Annotated in this window: 7 protein-coding genes, 2 tRNA genes, 3 rRNA genes and 1 pseudogene; 11 read left to right on the forward strand and 2 right to left on the reverse strand. The window is 36.5% G+C overall.

Features of this window, described 5'->3' with window-relative positions; translation table 11 throughout:
- Positions 1-28 precede the first annotated feature (28 nt).
- Positions 29-967, reverse strand: coding sequence for an MBL fold metallo-hydrolase (locus GQS07_RS07205; RefSeq protein ID WP_158210223.1), 939 nt, complete (start codon positions 965-967; stop codon positions 29-31).
- 511 nt (positions 968-1,478) lie between these two features.
- Here GQS07_RS07205 and aspA point away from each other — a divergent pair.
- The 11 genes and pseudogenes from aspA (at position 1,479) to GQS07_RS07260 (ending at position 14,346) form a co-directional block, all read left to right on the forward strand.
- Complete coding sequence (gene aspA, locus GQS07_RS07210) at positions 1,479-2,888, forward strand: aspartate ammonia-lyase (protein WP_158210224.1); 1,410 nt, start codon at positions 1,479-1,481, stop codon at positions 2,886-2,888.
- A gap of 20 nt (positions 2,889-2,908) precedes the next feature.
- Positions 2,909-3,973 carry a type II asparaginase gene (locus tag GQS07_RS07215; protein WP_158210225.1) on the forward strand — a complete coding sequence of 355 codons (1,065 nt, stop codon included), beginning with the start codon at positions 2,909-2,911 and terminating at the stop codon, positions 3,971-3,973.
- A gap of 115 nt (positions 3,974-4,088) precedes the next feature.
- Positions 4,089-5,435, forward strand: coding sequence for an anaerobic C4-dicarboxylate transporter family protein (locus tag GQS07_RS07220; protein WP_158210226.1), 1,347 nt, complete (start codon positions 4,089-4,091; stop codon positions 5,433-5,435).
- Between the two features lie 181 nt (positions 5,436-5,616).
- Positions 5,617-6,642, forward strand: a pseudogene (locus GQS07_RS13845) (porin).
- Between the two features lie 1,314 nt (positions 6,643-7,956).
- A 16S ribosomal RNA gene (locus tag GQS07_RS07230) occupies positions 7,957-9,474 on the forward strand.
- A 70-nt stretch (positions 9,475-9,544) separates the two neighbouring features.
- A tRNA-Ile gene (locus GQS07_RS07235) sits at positions 9,545-9,618 on the forward strand.
- An 89-nt stretch (positions 9,619-9,707) separates the two neighbouring features.
- A tRNA-Ala gene (locus tag GQS07_RS07240) sits at positions 9,708-9,781 on the forward strand.
- Positions 9,782-9,896: 115 nt separating this feature from the next.
- A 23S ribosomal RNA gene (locus tag GQS07_RS07245) occupies positions 9,897-12,785 on the forward strand.
- 146 nt (positions 12,786-12,931) lie between these two features.
- Positions 12,932-13,041: ribosomal RNA gene (gene rrf, locus GQS07_RS07250) — 5S ribosomal RNA — on the forward strand.
- Together the 16S, 23S and 5S rRNA genes with 2 tRNA genes alongside form the textbook arrangement of a ribosomal RNA operon.
- Before the next feature lie 278 nt (positions 13,042-13,319).
- Complete coding sequence (locus GQS07_RS07255; protein ID WP_233269245.1) at positions 13,320-13,754, forward strand: RNA polymerase sigma factor; 435 nt, start codon at positions 13,320-13,322, stop codon at positions 13,752-13,754.
- Positions 13,744-14,346: a hypothetical protein gene (locus GQS07_RS07260; protein WP_158210228.1), complete on the forward strand. Its 603-nt coding sequence runs from the start codon at positions 13,744-13,746 to the stop codon at positions 14,344-14,346. Before GQS07_RS07255 ends, GQS07_RS07260 begins: the two co-directional genes overlap by 11 nt.
- A 50-nt stretch (positions 14,347-14,396) precedes the next feature.
- Here the strand turns inward: GQS07_RS07260 and GQS07_RS07265 are convergent, their stop codons facing one another.
- Complete coding sequence (locus tag GQS07_RS07265) at positions 14,397-16,445, reverse strand: heavy metal translocating P-type ATPase (protein ID WP_158210229.1); 2,049 nt, start codon at positions 16,443-16,445, stop codon at positions 14,397-14,399.
- Positions 16,446-16,778 lie beyond the last annotated feature (333 nt).

The following is a 16,778-nucleotide window of genomic DNA, read 5'->3' on the forward strand; positions in this document are numbered from 1 at the left end:
TCCACTTCAAACTGAAGTGGATTTTTTGTTATAGTGATATTTTAACTCCTTGTGACGGAAAAATGTAGTTGAGATTATATATATTACCTTTTGTTAATTCTTGTTTTATTTGTTCTATTTGCTTGCCACTTGGCTTAAGATGGGTAACAATTATATTTAAGTTTTCTAAAGCTTGCTTACCCGTGTACTTTGATAAATTTCCTATTTCTTCAATAAGTAAATTTGGAGTTAAATGTCCATAAAGTTTATCTTCTGGTTGGCTATTACTAAATGATACTTCTATCATAATAGTTTGTAGATTTTTGTTGATTATAAGGGGCGCTATATACTCCCAAATAGTGTTTAAGTGATTTGTTTTTTCTACTCTATCTGCTCCAGTATCTCCAAAGTATAAAATATATTCATCATTATTTCTGATTAATATTGCTGAACTTTTCTGTGGATTAACATGACTTAGTTCAAAAACTTCAGCAGTTAATGGTGTATTGTTTATATTGAAAGCTACCATAGGCTTTACTCTACTGTAAGTATAACGCGCTATTATAGGAGAATCACCTTCATTCCCAAAGTTTGACCAGGATGCATTTGTGAAGTAATTATTTTTGAAAATATCAATTACAAAAGGTAATGCATAAATTGGTTTGTGACTATCTTCAGGGGAGTTTATAATTAGTCCTGATAGATGGTCTAAATGGCCATGTGAAATAAAATATCCTTTGATATATTCTTTAAGAATTGTTTCATTGGTAACATTAAAAGTTTTATGTTCAATTGCTTTGTTTATACCACTGCGTATTGTTCCGGCATCTAACGACAGGTAGCTATTTGTATTCTCCACTCCGATTAAATATGAGGATAGATTGCTTTCATCACCACCTCCATATACTCCTAATGGAATGATTTCTAATTTCTGAGCGAATAATGTTGTCGTACTTAATAAAATTAAAGCTATAAGTGATTTTGTCATTTTTATTATTTTCAACAAAACTACTGTATTTATTTATATAGAATGAATTTGGGTAAGTGTATTTGTTATTTTGTAATCTAAGTATAGTTTGTTACCAATTATAAATCAAATAAATTTTAAAAACATTAATGTTTTTTTTTCTTTAGCATTTATAGTAACTTTTTTTAGTGATTTTCATATCGCTATGTTATAGAAGTATAAGAGTTAAAGGGAGGGTGTGTATTATAATGATTTGTAAGAAAGTCGTTAAAAATAGAACAATGTAAGTGATAGTTGGTGAATAGTTGTTGATTTGAGGTGTATTGTCTGTTTTTTGTTGAAATATTGTAATTTGGTAATTGTTTGATTCTTATTAATTTATGAATATTTTTTATTATAAAGTATGGTGATTTATCAGTTTTATAATGTTATTTTCATTGCAACTTTACAATGTAGTATGAAATATATATAGTGGGGGCTAGTAAAAGTTTTTTGATTACAAATAAAATGTAATGAATTAAAATTTTTATATATGAAAAATACAAGAAAAGAACATGATTTCTTAGGAGAGTTAAATATTCCTAATGAATTATATTATGGTATTCAAACTTTCCGAGCTGTAGAAAACTTTAATATTACTGGCATTACTTTGCACCATGAGCCTAAACTTATTAAAGCTTTAGGATGGGTTAAAAAGGCAGCTGCTTTAGCTAATCGTGATTGTGGTGTATTAAATGATAAGATATGTGAGGCAATTTCTTTTGCTTGTGATGAAGTAATAGCAGGTAAATACGATAATCAATTTGTTAGTGATTTTATTCAAGGTGGTGCTGGTACTTCTGTAAATATGAATGCTAACGAGGTTATTGCAAATATAGCTTTAGAGTATCTGGGCTATGAAAAAGGACAATATGATTTTGTTCACCCTAATAATCATGTAAATTGTTCTCAATCTACTAATGACGCTTATCCTTCTGCTTTCCGTATTGCTTTATATCTTAAAATAGATGATTTCTGTATAGCACTTGAAAAACTTCAAAGTGCATTTCAACTTAAAGGTAAAGAATTTGATAGAGTCCTTAAAATGGGACGTACGCAATTGCAGGATGCTGTTCCAATGACTTTAGGACAAGAGTTTTCTGCTTATGCTACTACTATTGGAGAGGATTTACTCAGACTAAGAGAGGTGCAAAAATTAGTTTTAGAAGTAAATATGGGCGCAACTGCTATTGGAACGAAAGTAAATGCTCCTGAAGGATATCCAGAGTTGTGCGTAAATTATCTGGCTAAAGAAACAAATCTACAGCTTTCATTATCTCCTGATTTGATAGAAGCAACAAGTGATACTGGTGCTTATGTTCAAATTATGGGAACTCTTAAACGTGCTGCCGTGAAAATTTCTAAAATTTGTAATGATTTACGTTTGTTAAGTTCTGGTCCACGTACAGGATTCAACGAAATTAACCTTCCTGCTCGTCAGCCAGGTTCTTCAATTATGCCTGGAAAAGTAAATCCTGTTATACCTGAAGTCGTAAATCAAACGTGCTTTTATGTTATCGGACAAGACCTAACGGTTACAATGGCCGCTGAAGCTGGACAATTAGAGTTGAATGTAATGGAGCCTGTAATTGGTTTTGCAATGTTTACTTCTTTAGATTATTTAAAAAATGCAATAGAAACTTTAGTTGATAAGTGTGTACTTGGAATTACAGCTAATGAAGAGCATTGTGCAAATCTTGTAATGAATAGTATTGGTATTGTTACTCAATTAAATCCGATTTTGGGATATGAAGCTTCTGCAAGTGTTGCAGGGGAGGCTTTAATTTCAGGAAAAAACATTCATGAAATTGTAGTTTTGGAACGTAAATTGATTTCTCAAGAGAAATGGGATGAAATTTATTCTCTTGAAAATTTAATCCATCCGAAACTAATTAATTCTTAATTTATTAAAACAATTATATTATGAAAAAAGTATTAACCTTAGTAGTTGGAATACTACTAACTTTTCAAGTTCAAGCACAGTCTAAAAACGTTGAAAAAAACACGCAACCAAGAGTAATTATTTTAGCAACTGGTGGTACAATTGCTGGTGCAGGTGAATCTTCTACTAAAGCAGCTTATACAGCAGGACAAATCGGGGTTGAAAACCTTGTGAATGCTGTTCCTCAAATGAAAAACTTCGCTCAAGTTAAAGGAGAGCAGATTGCTCAAATAGGTAGTCAAGATATGAATATCGAAACTTGGTTAAAATTGAGTAATCGTATTAATGAAATTTTTGAAAAGAATGAAGCTGATGGTGTAGTTATTACTCATGGAACTGATACTCAAGAGGAAACTGCTTATTTTTTAGAGTTAACTGTTAAGTCTGATAATCCTGTCGTTTTAGTTGGAGCAATGAGACCAGCTACTGCAATGAGCCAAGATGGTAATAGAAATTTATTGGACGCTGTAATGGTTGCTTCATCGCCAAATAGTAAAGGTGTAGGGGTTGTTACTGCAATGAATGAAGCGGTATTTGCTGCAAGAGATGTGACGAAAACAGTTACTACAAATATGGCTACTTTTCAGTCAAGAAATTTTGGACCAATCGGTTTGATTTATGATGGTAAAGTTAGTTACTATTATAAAACACTAAGATCTCCAGAACAAAAATTTGATATTAAAGGGTTGAAAACTTTACCTGAAGTTGAAGTTGTTTATGGATATGCAGATGCTAATCCAAGAGCTGTGAAAGCTGCAACTAAAGATGGTGTAGCTGGTATTGTATATGCAGGTATGGGGAATGGAAACTTTAATGCTCCTGTAGGAGATGCTTTAGAAGCTGCATCAAAACAAGGAATTATTGTATGTAGAGCTGCAAGAGCTGGTGCTGGACGTGTAACTTTATTTAATGAGGTTGATGATCAAGCGTTAGGTTTTATTGTGTCTGATGATTTAAGTCCACAGAAAGCAAGAATTTTATTGATGTTAGCTTTGACTCAAACAAAAGATCGTCAAGCTATCCAAAATATGTTTTTTAAATATTAAAATATGACTCATTAAGAGAATAGGTTATAAAGGAGCGGAATACTTAATAGTATTTATAAACGCTCCTTTTTTATACCTATCCTAATGTAGTAGTGCTAATTAAAATAGGATAGTTATGTTATTATTACAGTTTATAATCCTAATTGCAATGATCCTTATAGGGTCGCAAATGAAAGGAATTGGATTAGGTGTGATGGGAATGGTCGGATTAATGATCTTTGTTTTCGTTTTTGGAATGAGACCCGGAGATCCTCCAATTGATGTTATGCTTGTTATTATGGCTATTGTTTCTACTGCTGCAACTCTACAAGCTTGTGGAGGGTTAGATTACTTAGTTAGATTGGCAGAAAAAGTTATCCGTAGTAATCCTTCTAACATTATTTTTATTGCTCCTTTTACTGTTTATTTCTTTTGCTTATTTGCAGGTACTGCCCATCTTTTATATTCGCTTTTGCCTATTATTTCAGAGGTAGCAGCAAAAAAAAGAATTAGACCTGAAAGACCTTTAAGTATCTCTGTTATTGCTTCTCATTTAGCTATCACTGGAAGTCCAATGAGTGCGGCTACTGCAGCTTTTGCAGGTGCAAGTATATTGGCTTATCCTGGAGCATTGATAGATATTATGAAAATTTGTATTCCAGCTTGTTTAATAGGAATCTTGTTTGGATGTTTTGCTGTCTTGAAAAAAGGTAAAGAACTGGAGGATGATCCTATTTTTCAAGAAAAAATGAAGGATCCTGAGTTTGCAAAAAGTTTAGATTCAAATGAAGTTGGACCTCAGAAATCTTTGAAAAAAGGAGCTAAGTCTTCTGTTATTGTTTTTGCTATCGCTGTATTATTGATTGTCGTAGCAGGGGCTTTCCCTCAAATACTACCACAGTTTGAACCAGGTGTTGCTAACTTGGTTTTAAAAGCGAATGGTGAATTACAAATGGTAGCTGTAATTAGTATTATAACGCTTACGGCATCTGCAATAATGATGATTATTACGAAAACAAGTGCTGTTGATGTGACTAAGGTAAGTTTGTTCGGATCAATGGCTACAGCAGTTGTATCTGTTTTTGGAGTTGTTTGGATGAGTGCAACTTTTATGGCTCATAATAAAATCGCTATAAATGGATATATGGAAAGTATTGTTACTACTTATCCTTGGACTTTTGCTATCGCTGTTTTTGTTCTTGGTGCTTTAATGTTTAGTCAAGCTGCTACTACAAAAACAATGATGCCTTTAGGGATGGCTTTAGGTGTTTCTAACCCTGCTTTGATTGCTATTTTCCCTGCTGTGAATGCTGATTTCGTTTTACCTGGATATCCTACTTTACTTGCTGCTATTAATTTTGATAGAACGGGGAGTACAAAAATCGGAAAGTTTGTGGTTAACCACAGTTTTATGGTGCCTGGCTTAGTTGCAATTATAGTTGCTGTGGCAGCTGGATTTGCCTTAGGTGCTTTCTTATTATAAACACACTTTTTATAACCAAATAAAAAATATAATTATGAAAAAATCTTTATTTTTTCTTTTGATTTTGATGCAAACGGGAATGTTTGCACAGAATCAGCAAACGAGTAATGATACTATTTCAAAACCAATTATTTCAGTTGGGAAGCAAAGTTTGCTAAATAATGTTGATGTAATTATGAATATGCGTTTTGCGTACGATACGTATTTTCAAGATGGAACACATACAAATTCAGAGTTTAATAATAACCAAGTTAGACTTGAAATAAAAGGTAAAATTCACGATAAAGTGTATTTTAGATTCCGTGATAGATATACTAAGGATCCTAATGTTGGGTCTCGTGATCATATTAGTAGAGGTACTGATTTAGCGTTTATTGGTGTGGAATTATCTCCAAAAACACAATTGAATCTTGGTAAGATGAGTGCAGATTGGGGTGGGTTTGAGTTCGATTTAAATCCAATTGATATCTTGGAGTATAATGACATTTTAGAGTATGCTGATAATTTCTTGACAGGTGCTGGTATTACACACCAAGTTTCTCCGAATCATGGATTTGGTTTACAAGTGTTAAATTCACGTACTCAAAATTTTGAAGATTTATATAAAGGAACGTTACCTGAGCATATTGAAAAATAAAAAATGCACCTTGCTTATATTGGTACTTGGAGAGGTAGTTTTTTTGATGGTAAGTTAGAAACACTATATAGTTATAGCTATTTTCAAGAAGCAAAGAATAAAGCAATGAATTATTATGCTTTAGGACATAAATACCAAAATAATAATTTGACTTTGATGTATGATTTTAAATATAGTCATGAAGCAATCGACCGTAAGGGAATTGTTACAGGATTAGTAGAAAATCAAAGTGATTTTACAGCTCAAAGTGTTTCTTATATGGAAAACTGGTTAAGAATGGAGTATTTGGTTGCGCCAAAGGTTAATTTGTCAATGACTTTGATGGCGAGTAATGCTTATGGAAAAGATGTAAAGGCTGATAACAGCGGAACAGATTTATTGCGTACAAGTTATGGATTCATTCCTTCTGTACAGTATCTTCCTTTTAAAGATATGAATATTAGATTCTTTGTTTCTTATGTTGGACGTTATTATAATCATTCAAGCTATGCTAAAGAGAATTTAGGTCTTGAAAATTACAATACAGGACGTCTAAGTGTTGGATTTATTGCTCCTTTATTAATTTTATAAGTACTAAGAAATTTACACTCTTTAATATTTAAAAGAACGCTTAGCTTTTGCTAAGCGTTTTTTGTATTTGGTACTTTCTCTTTTTTGAATTATAGTAAATAATCTTATTGTTTTATTTATCTTATATATTGAGTGTAAATTATAGATTAAGGAATTGGCAACAGTTATTTATTTAATGAAGATTGATGCTGCAGGGGAGAAGGTGAGGTTTAAATTAGCTAAGAAATAAGCGATATTATATAATATAAAAACAAAAAAGCCACTTAACACTTGCGTTAAGTGGCTTTTTTGTTTGGCGTTAGTACAGGACCTCTTGCTTGGGTTTGTGATGGTAAGTAGTACAAATAGCTAATAGTATGGTGAGTATTAGTAGTGAAAAAGGTTTTTACGAAGTTCTAATAAGAGAGCTCTTTTACAAGATTTACACTCTGAATAGCTTGTAAATACTGGGTTTCAGGCTGTTTTATAATAGTTTGGCGTGGTGCTTAGTCGTAGATAGCTCGTAGATAAGCCGTAGATGGTTCGCGAAAAAGGCCTTTAGGCGAGGTGTCTCCGACTTATCTCTGGTGTATCTCCGAACAATCTTCATTTAAGATAATGTATTGATTGTGAAAATCAGTATGTTATATTAAATATAGAAAAAAGTGGGACAGCGTTTATAGTGCATATGATGTCATTTGATAGCAAATGATGTCAAAGTAACCGCTTTACAACACGTATAGAAGTGATATAGATAACTTTGTACTATATATAGGGAGAGGATTAGAACACATATAATAGTATACCTATATATAGAGTGTTTACTTTACTAAAGAAGTCAGACCTATTTGAACCAATAAAAACAAAAAAGAAAAAAACTTTCAGAGGTAAGAAGCAACATAACAACACGTTATAAAAAACCTTTCAAAAAATGTGTTTTGAAGTTTGGAAATAGCGAAAAAGATGCTACTTTTGCATCCGCATTACAGCAGACGATCATACACAAATAGTGAAGGAGTAAAGATAGAAAAGTAACGTTATTTCGCTTTGAAAAAAATAAGAAATTAAATTTGGATAAGTAAAAAATAAGGTTGTATCTTTGCAGTCCGCTTCAGTAAATACGGTGGTTTAGCGACAAAAACAAATTGAAATTTATTTCAAAAAAGTTTTGCTAAATCAAAAAAGTTATTTACTTTTGCACTCGCTTTGAAACACAAGTGAGATTATAAATAAGAAGACACGTTCATAGACATATTGGATTGACAGCAAAAATTAAGAGAGTAAGGCAAATGTTTACATTTGAATTAACTTGCTAATTAACGAAATTAAAAATATACGATGAAGAGTTTGATCCTGGCTCAGGATGAACGCTAGCGGCAGGCCTAACACATGCAAGTCGAGGGGTATATTGAGCTTGCTTAATAGAGACCGGCGCACGGGTGAGTAACGCGTATGCAACCTACCTTCTACAGGGGAATAGCCCGAAGAAATTCGGATTAATGCTCCATGGTTTAATTGGATGGCATCATTTGATTAATAAAGATTTATCGGTAGAAGATGGGCATGCGTATCATTAGCTAGTTGGTGTGGTAACGGCATACCAAGGCAACGATGATTAGGGGTCCTGAGAGGGAGATCCCCCACACTGGTACTGAGACACGGACCAGACTCCTACGGGAGGCAGCAGTGAGGAATATTGGTCAATGGAGGCAACTCTGAACCAGCCATGCCGCGTGCAGGATGACGGTCCTATGGATTGTAAACTGCTTTTGTACAGGAAGAAACCTCGCTACGTGTAGTGATTTGACGGTACTGTAAGAATAAGGATCGGCTAACTCCGTGCCAGCAGCCGCGGTAATACGGAGGATCCGAGCGTTATCCGGAATTATTGGGTTTAAAGGGTTCGTAGGCGGTTGGATAAGTCAGTGGTGAAATTTCTTAGCTTAACTAAGACCCGGCCATTGATACTGTTTGACTTGAATAGTATGGAAGTAACTAGAATATGTAGTGTAGCGGTGAAATGCTTAGATATTACATGGAATACCAATTGCGAAGGCAGGTTACTACGTACTTATTGACGCTGATGAACGAAAGCGTGGGGAGCGAACAGGATTAGATACCCTGGTAGTCCACGCCGTAAACGATGGATACTAGCTGTTCGGTTTTCGGACTGAGTGGCTAAGCGAAAGTGATAAGTATCCCACCTGGGGAGTACGTTCGCAAGAATGAAACTCAAAGGAATTGACGGGGGCCCGCACAAGCGGTGGAGCATGTGGTTTAATTCGATGATACGCGAGGAACCTTACCAGGGCTTAAATGTAGATTGACAGGTTTGGAAACAGACTTTTCTTCGGACAATTTACAAGGTGCTGCATGGTTGTCGTCAGCTCGTGCCGTGAGGTGTCAGGTTAAGTCCTATAACGAGCGCAACCCCTATTGTTAGTTACCAGCGAGTAATGTCGGGAACTCTAGCAAGACTGCCGGTGCAAACCGTGAGGAAGGTGGGGATGACGTCAAATCATCACGGCCCTTACGTCCTGGGCTACACACGTGCTACAATGGTCAGTACAGAAAGCAGCTACCTGGCGACAGGATGCGAATCTCAAAAGCTGATCACAGTTCGGATTGGAGTCTGCAACTCGACTCCATGAAGCTGGAATCGCTAGTAATCGGATATCAGCCATGATCCGGTGAATACGTTCCCGGGCCTTGTACACACCGCCCGTCAAGCCATGGAAGCTGGGGGTACCTGAAGTCGGTGACCGCAAGGAGCTGCCTAGGGTAAAACTGGTAACTAGGGCTAAGTCGTAACAAGGTAGCCGTACCGGAAGGTGCGGCTGGAACACCTCCTTTCTAGAGAAAAAATTAGTAATTAATACTTTACTCTCGCTGTTAGTTCAAAAAACAACACTTAAGTATACAGAGTCTCGTAGCTCAGCTGGTTAGAGTACTACACTGATAATGTAGGGGTCGGCAGTTCGAGTCTGCCCGGGACTACTAATACATTAAGGGTTTAAAAAGGAAATTATAGAGGTTGCGTTATCCACAACCCAATGGAAGCAGATAACACAAATATCTATATCTATGGGGGATTAGCTCAGCTGGCTAGAGCGCCTGCCTTGCACGCAGGAGGTCATCGGTTCGACTCCGATATTCTCCACAAGAACGCAAGTTCAAAACGATCATTGACATATTGAGATACTTAACTAATACAGTTAGAAAAGAATCAAAAATAATAAAATTTATAGAAAGTACGATTCGAAAGAATTGTAAGCACATAAGCAAAATAAGGGCGTATGGGGAATGCCTAGGCTCTCAGAGGCGAAGAAGGACGTGATAAGCTGCGAAAAGCTACGGGGATCGGCACACACGACTTGATCCGTAGATATCCGAATGGGGCAACCCAGTATGTTGAAGACATATTATCCTAATAGGAGGCGAACCTGCTGAACTGAAACATCTAAGTAGGCAGAGGAGAAGAAAACAAAAGTGATTCCGCAAGTAGTGGCGAGCGAACGCGGAATAGCCCAAACCAATGTTGTTACGGCAATATTGGGGTTGTAGGACCACGATATTTCTTGCGGATTTAATTAGAATTACCTGGAAAGGTAAACCAAAGAGGGTGATAGTCCCGTACAAGTAAGAGAAGATAAGAATAGTGGTATCCTGAGTAGGTCGGGGCACGTGAAACCTTGATTGAATCCGGCGGGACCATCCGCCAAGGCTAAATACTCCTGAGAGACCGATAGTGAACCAGTACCGTGAGGGAAAGGTGAAAAGAACCGTGAATAACGGAGTGAAATAGATCCTGAAACCATACGCCTACAAGCGGTCGGAGCCCATTCGTTGGGTGACGGCGTGCCTTTTGCATAATGAGCCTACGAGTTACCGTTGCTGGCAAGGATAAGGACTTCAGGTCTGGATCCGTAGCGAAAGCGAGTCTTAATAGGGCGCTTTAGTCAGTAGTGGTAGACGCGAAACCGTGTGATCTACCCATGGGCAGGTTGAAGTTTAGGTAACACTAAATGGAGGACCGAACCGTTTAACGCTGAAAAGTTTTCGGATGACCTGTGGGTAGGGGTGAAAGGCCAATCAAACTCGGAAATAGCTCGTACTCCCCGAAATGCATTTAGGTGCAGCGATAATCGATAGTTACTTAGAGGTAGAGCTACTGATTGGATGCGGGGGCTTCACCGCCTACCAATTCCTGACAAACTCCGAATGCTAAGTAATGATAATTATCAGTGAGGGCATGGGTGCTAAGGTCCATGTCCGAGAGGGAAAGAACCCAGACCATCAGCTAAGGTCCCCAAATGTATGCTAAGTTGAAAAAACGCGGTTTGATTGCCCAGACAGCTAGGATGTTGGCTTGGAAGCAGCCATTCATTTAAAGAGTGCGTAACAGCTCACTAGTCGAGCGATCGAGCATGGATAATAATCGGGCATAAGTATACTACCGAAGCTATGGATTTACGCTTAATGCGTGAGTGGTAGGGGAGCATTCTAACGGGGTTGAAGGTGATTTGTGAGAATTGCTGGACCTTTTAGAAAAGAAAATGTAGGCATAAGTAACGATAATGCGGGCGAGAAACCCGCACGCCGTAAGACTAAGGTTTCCTCAGCTATGCTAATCAGCTGAGGGTTAGTCGGGACCTAAGGCACACCCGAAGGGGGACGTCGATGGCCAACGGGTTAATATTCCCGTACTACTTATAACAGTGATGGAGTGACACAGTGATGAAAGCACCGCGAACTGACGGAATAGTTCGTTGAAGCACGTACCTATAGGTCTGATAGTAAAATGCGTCGGACTTGGAGAAATGCGATAGTACTCGGAGTCTACGGACGAAGAGATAGTGTGCCTAAGGGCTGTCAAGAAAAGCTTCTAAACTTAGGTTATAAGTACCCGTACCGTAAACCGACACAGGTAGTCGAGGAGAGTATCCTAAGGCGCTCGAGAGATTCATGGCTAAGGAACTAGGCAAAATAGACCTGTAACTTCGGGAGAAAGGTCGCCAGCGCAAGCTGGCCGCAGTGAAAAGGTCCAGGCGACTGTTTATCAAAAACACAGGGCTCTGCAAAATCGTAAGATGAAGTATAGGGCCTGACACCTGCCCGGTGCTGGAAGGTTAAGAGGAGATGTTATCGGTGAGTAATTGTTGAGAAGCATTGAATTGAAGCCCCAGTAAACGGCGGCCGTAACTATAACGGTCCTAAGGTAGCGAAATTCCTTGTCGGGTAAGTTCCGACCTGCACGAATGGTGTAACGATCTGGACACTGTCTCAGCCATGAGCTCGGTGAAATTGTAGTATCGGTGAAGATGCCGATTACCCGCAGTGGGACGAAAAGACCCTGTGCACCTTTACTATAGCTTAGTATTGTTCTTGGATAAGTGATGTGTAGGATAGGTGGGAGACTTTGAAGTGGCGTCGCTAGGCGTTGTGGAGTCATTGTTGAAATACCACCCTTTGCTTATTTGAGATCTAACTTCCGTAAGGAAGGACATTGCTTGGTGGGTAGTTTGACTGGGGTGGTCGCCTCCAAAAGAGTAACGGAGGCTTCTAAAGGTTCCCTCAGCACGCTTGGTAACCGTGCGTAGAGTGCAATGGTATAAGGGAGCTTGACTGAGAGACAAACAAGTCGATCAGGTACGAAAGTAGAGCATAGTGATCCGGTGGTTCCGCATGGAAGGGCCATCGCTCAAAGGATAAAAGGTACGCCGGGGATAACAGGCTGATCTCCCCCAAGAGCTCATATCGACGGGGGGGTTTGGCACCTCGATGTCGGCTCGTCACATCCTGGGGCTGGAGAAGGTCCCAAGGGTTGGGCTGTTCGCCCATTAAAGTGGCACGCGAGCTGGGTTCAGAACGTCGTGAGACAGTTCGGTCTCTATCTACTGTGGGCGTTAGAAATTTGAGTGGATCTGATTCTAGTACGAGAGGACCGATTTGGACCAACCTCTAGTGCATCTGTTGTCTCGCCAGGGGCATCGCAGAGTAGCTACGTTGGGAAGGGATAAGCGCTGAAAGCATATAAGTGCGAAACCCACCACAAGATGAGATTTCTTTAAAGGGTCGTGGAAGATGACCACGTTGATAGGCTATAGATGTAAAGACAGTAATGTCAAAGTCGAGTAGTACTAATAACCCGTAAGCTTATGTGTATCTCTCCCTGATTAAGTTCAGGGAGAGGGCAACTTTCTAAGCAATAAATTGGATAATAGATTCAATTCACAATAAAGTACTGTATAGTATAAAGTTAAGTAACTTAATATAAAAATATTAGTTATCCGTAGGGTAACAACCGATTTAAGGTGGTTATTGCAGCGGGGCTCACCTCTTCCCATTTCGAACAGAGAAGTTAAGCCCGCTAGCGCAGATGGTACTGCTAACCAGTGGGAGAGTATGACACCGCCTTTCTTTTGAATCCCCAATCTCTATGAGGTTGGGGATTTTTTTTGCTCTAAACTGAAGGAGCTATCTTGATCAAGATAGCTCCTTTTTTATTTTAAAAATAAATGAAAAGTATGTAACGTTTTTGATTATGTCGATACTAACTATATGTAGTTGATTTTAAAAATTGTTTTGTAGTTAGAAAGATTTGGATAAATAGTTTTTGCATTGTGAGTAAAGAAATAGAAGTTGAATTTTTACAAAAGATAAATATACATAAAGGGATTTTGCTTAAAGTCTCGCGTATGTATATGGATAATATAAATGATCAAGAAGATTTGTATCAGGAGATTGTTTATCAATTGTGGAGATCGTATGCGAATTTTAAGGCTGAATCTAAGTTTTCAACTTGGATGTATCGCGTTGCGATCAATACAGCAATAACTTTTTTTAAGAAAGAAAGGGTGCGTATGTCAGCTGTAGATGCTTTTTCAAGTAATGAAACTGCAAAAGACGAATTTACTGAAGATAATATTAACACCGAGGTAGATTTCTTGTATAAAGCAATTCATTGTTTGAGTAAGTTAGATAAGGCATTGGTCTTTTTTTATTTAGAAGGTATGTCACATAGGGAGATTGGACTTAATTTAGGTATAACAGAAGGAAATGCGCGTGTTAAATTAAATAGAGCAAAAAGTAAGTTACAAGAAATAATTAAAAAGCAGGGATATGAATTTTGATGATTTAAAAGATAAATGGAAGGAACAAGAATTGATTTCTGAAGAAATAACAGAGAAGGTTGTCGTTAGACATATAAATACACTTCCATTAGATAAAATGCGAAGAAATGTAATAAGAGATATTTGGTTACAATCTTTATGTGTGATTCTGTTGGGATTTCTACCTTATTATCATCCTATGATTGGAGAAAACATAGTTTTATACTATGTTATGTTTACTTTATTTTCTTTAGTAACTATTTATTATTTACTTAAGATGTTTCTGTTTTATAGAAAATCAGAGTCGTATGTTTTAAATTCCTATGATAGTTTGTATGAAGTGTATTTCAATGTAAGGATGTATGTTCAATTATATGAAAATTTTTGTTTTTCCTTAGCACCTTTTATTATTTTATTTATTCCTTTTTTTATTGGTTTGGATTTAGAGGGAATAGAGAAGCTCTTTAATAATATAGTATTTTTAATAGCTTTATTTATTTTTAGTGTTTTAGTAATATTATTTTGTAAGTATTGGATATATAGCTTGTATGGTAAATATCTTAAACAATTAAAAGATGTTTTGAAAGAGTTTAAAGAAGAAATGGAAGGATAAAATAAAAGCCAGTAACTAAATGTTCTGGCTTATTTATTTTAATTAGTACCTTATTTAAAGGTCATTCTTTGAATACGTACAGCATTTAGTATAGCAAGTAAAGCTACACCTACATCTGCAAATACAGCTTCCCACATATTAGCTATCCCACCTGCACCAAGGATTAAAACTATAATTTTCACAGTCAACGCAAGAACTATATTTTGTATTACGATCTTTCTTGTTTCACGGGCTATTTGTATTGCTGTAGCAATTTTAGAAGGCTGGTCTGTTTGGATTACTACATCAGCTGTTTCAATTGCTGCATCACTACCTAAACCACCCATAGCTATTCCTACATCACTTAAAGCAAGTACAGGAGCATCATTAATACCATCACCAACAAAAGCAATTGAACTATTTGGATGTATATGTTTTAATTCTTCAACCTTTGCAACTTTATCTTCAGGTAGTAAACCTCCATAAGCATTGTCAATTGCCAGTTCTTTAGCAACTTTTTGAGTAATGCTATCTTTATCACCGCTGAGTATTATTGTTTGCGTAACACCACAATCTTTCATTCGTGTAATAGCAGATTTAGCATCTACTTTTATTTGGTCAGCTATTGTAATATAACCTACATATTCATTTTCTAAAGCTACCACTACAATACTTTCAACGATATCATCAATTACATCAGGATATTTGATATCAAACTGTTTCAATAGGGCCGTATTTCCAACGAGTACAGTTGTGTTGTTAACCACACCTTTTAATCCTTTTCCTGTGATTTCGTGTACATTTTGTGCAATTAAATTAGTAGGAAAAGTTTCATTGATGGCTTTAGCTATAGGGTGAGTAGACTGTTTTTCAATTGCTGATACTATTTGTGTAAAGTCATTTTTATCTATACTTGTTTCAACCTTCTGTACTTTGAATACGCCTTCAGTCAGCGTACCTGTTTTATCCATTACAACAATATCAAGTTTAGCCATCAATTCAAGGTAATTTGAACCCTTGAAAAGTATACCGTTTTTTGACGCGGCACCTATTCCTCCAAAATATCCTAAGGGAACAGAAATTACAAGGGCACAAGGACACGAGATCACTAAAAAGACCAATGCTCTATATAGCCAATCTTTAAATTCGTAATTTTCAACAAACAACGCTGGTAATATTGTAACTGCAACGGCTAAAAAGAATACTATAGGAGTATATATTTTTGCGAATTTACGTATGTATAATTCAGTTGCAGCTTTACGCGAACTCGCCTCTTGTACCATTTCAAGTATTTTAGCAAGTGAACTATCTTGGTATAATTTTGTCGTTTGTATTTCAATTACATTCTGTAAGTTGATCATTCCCGTTAAGACAATATCTCCTTGAGAAAATGTAGACGGCTTACTTTCTCCAGTTAAAGCGGATGTATTAAAACTACCTTTGTTAGTAAGTAGCTGTCCATCTAAAGGAATTTTTTCTCCTACCTTAACCTGTATTTTTTCACCTATTTTGACTTCTTCTGGATTAACAATAACAAACTTATTGTTTCTATAGACATTTGCTTCTTTTGGACGAATATCAAGTAATGCTTTTATGTTTCCTTTAGCTTTATTAACGGCTTTTTCTTGAAATAATTCTCCTATTGTATAAAATATCATCACAGCTACTCCTTCTGGATATTCTCCAATTGCAAAGGCACCAATAGTTGCAATAGCCATTAAAGAGAACTCATTAAAGAAATTACCTTTTCCCCCTAATTCTACGGCTTCTTTTATAACAGGGAATCCTACAGGTAAGTATGCCGTACCATACCATAAGATTTGTAATAGGGTATTGTTTACAAACCACTCGGCTTTGACTATATGAGTTAAGATTAATCCAGTAAATAAGAGTAGAAGTGAGACAATTAAAACCGAGTTATTGGTCATTTCTCCATGATTGTGGTCGTGATCTTCATCGTGATTATGATTATGTTTGTGTGGTTGACTATTGTGTTGGTCGCAGTTATTTTTATCACTATGGTCGTGACAATGATTATCTTGGTGATTATTTGATTTTGATGTACAACTATTATTCTGATTTATTTCAGAAGAACAGCAGGTTTTATGTGTATGTGCCATAATAGCATTATTTTATCATTCATAACAAATTTAGTAAGTTATACTCGATATAAATAATGCGTTGAGATGTTTGCAATGCTGTTGCAAGTACTTAGAATTCATCAAATTTTCGGCTAATAGTTGATTAACAGCGATAATAAACAGGTGTAAGAATAGTCTAAAGATGGTGGAGTTATTGTAAGCAATATATGAATGAATACATCAATAGCTAAGGGAGTAGTAAATCAAGAGAGGTTGGGTAGCAACCAAAAATGATAATCAAATGATTATACATTAATAAATGAAATAAAGCTTATGTATTAGTTTAAAGGATGTTTGGTTGTATTATTTGTG

The organism is Myroides phaeus, from assembly GCF_009799805.1.
GTDB classification, from domain to species: domain Bacteria; phylum Bacteroidota; class Bacteroidia; order Flavobacteriales; family Flavobacteriaceae; genus Flavobacterium; species Flavobacterium phaeum_A.

Bases quoted from the DNA above. Each gene is read 5' to 3' on its own strand.
- GQS07_RS07215 (WP_158210225.1), top strand. From the start codon at position 2,909: ATGAAAAAAGTATTAACCTTAGTAGTTGGAATACTACTAACTTTTCAA.
- GQS07_RS07260 (WP_158210228.1), top strand. From the start codon at position 13,744: ATGAATTTTGATGATTTAAAAGATAAATGGAAGGAACAAGAATTGATT.
- GQS07_RS07255 (WP_233269245.1), top strand. From the start codon at position 13,320: ATGTATATGGATAATATAAATGATCAAGAAGATTTGTATCAGGAGATT.
- GQS07_RS07220 (WP_158210226.1), top strand. From the start codon at position 4,089: ATGTTATTATTACAGTTTATAATCCTAATTGCAATGATCCTTATAGGG.
- GQS07_RS07265 (WP_158210229.1), bottom strand. From the start codon at position 16,445: ATGGCACATACACATAAAACCTGCTGTTCTTCTGAAATAAATCAGAAT.
- aspA (WP_158210224.1), top strand. From the start codon at position 1,479: ATGAAAAATACAAGAAAAGAACATGATTTCTTAGGAGAGTTAAATATT.
- GQS07_RS07205 (WP_158210223.1), bottom strand. From the start codon at position 967: ATGACAAAATCACTTATAGCTTTAATTTTATTAAGTACGACAACATTA.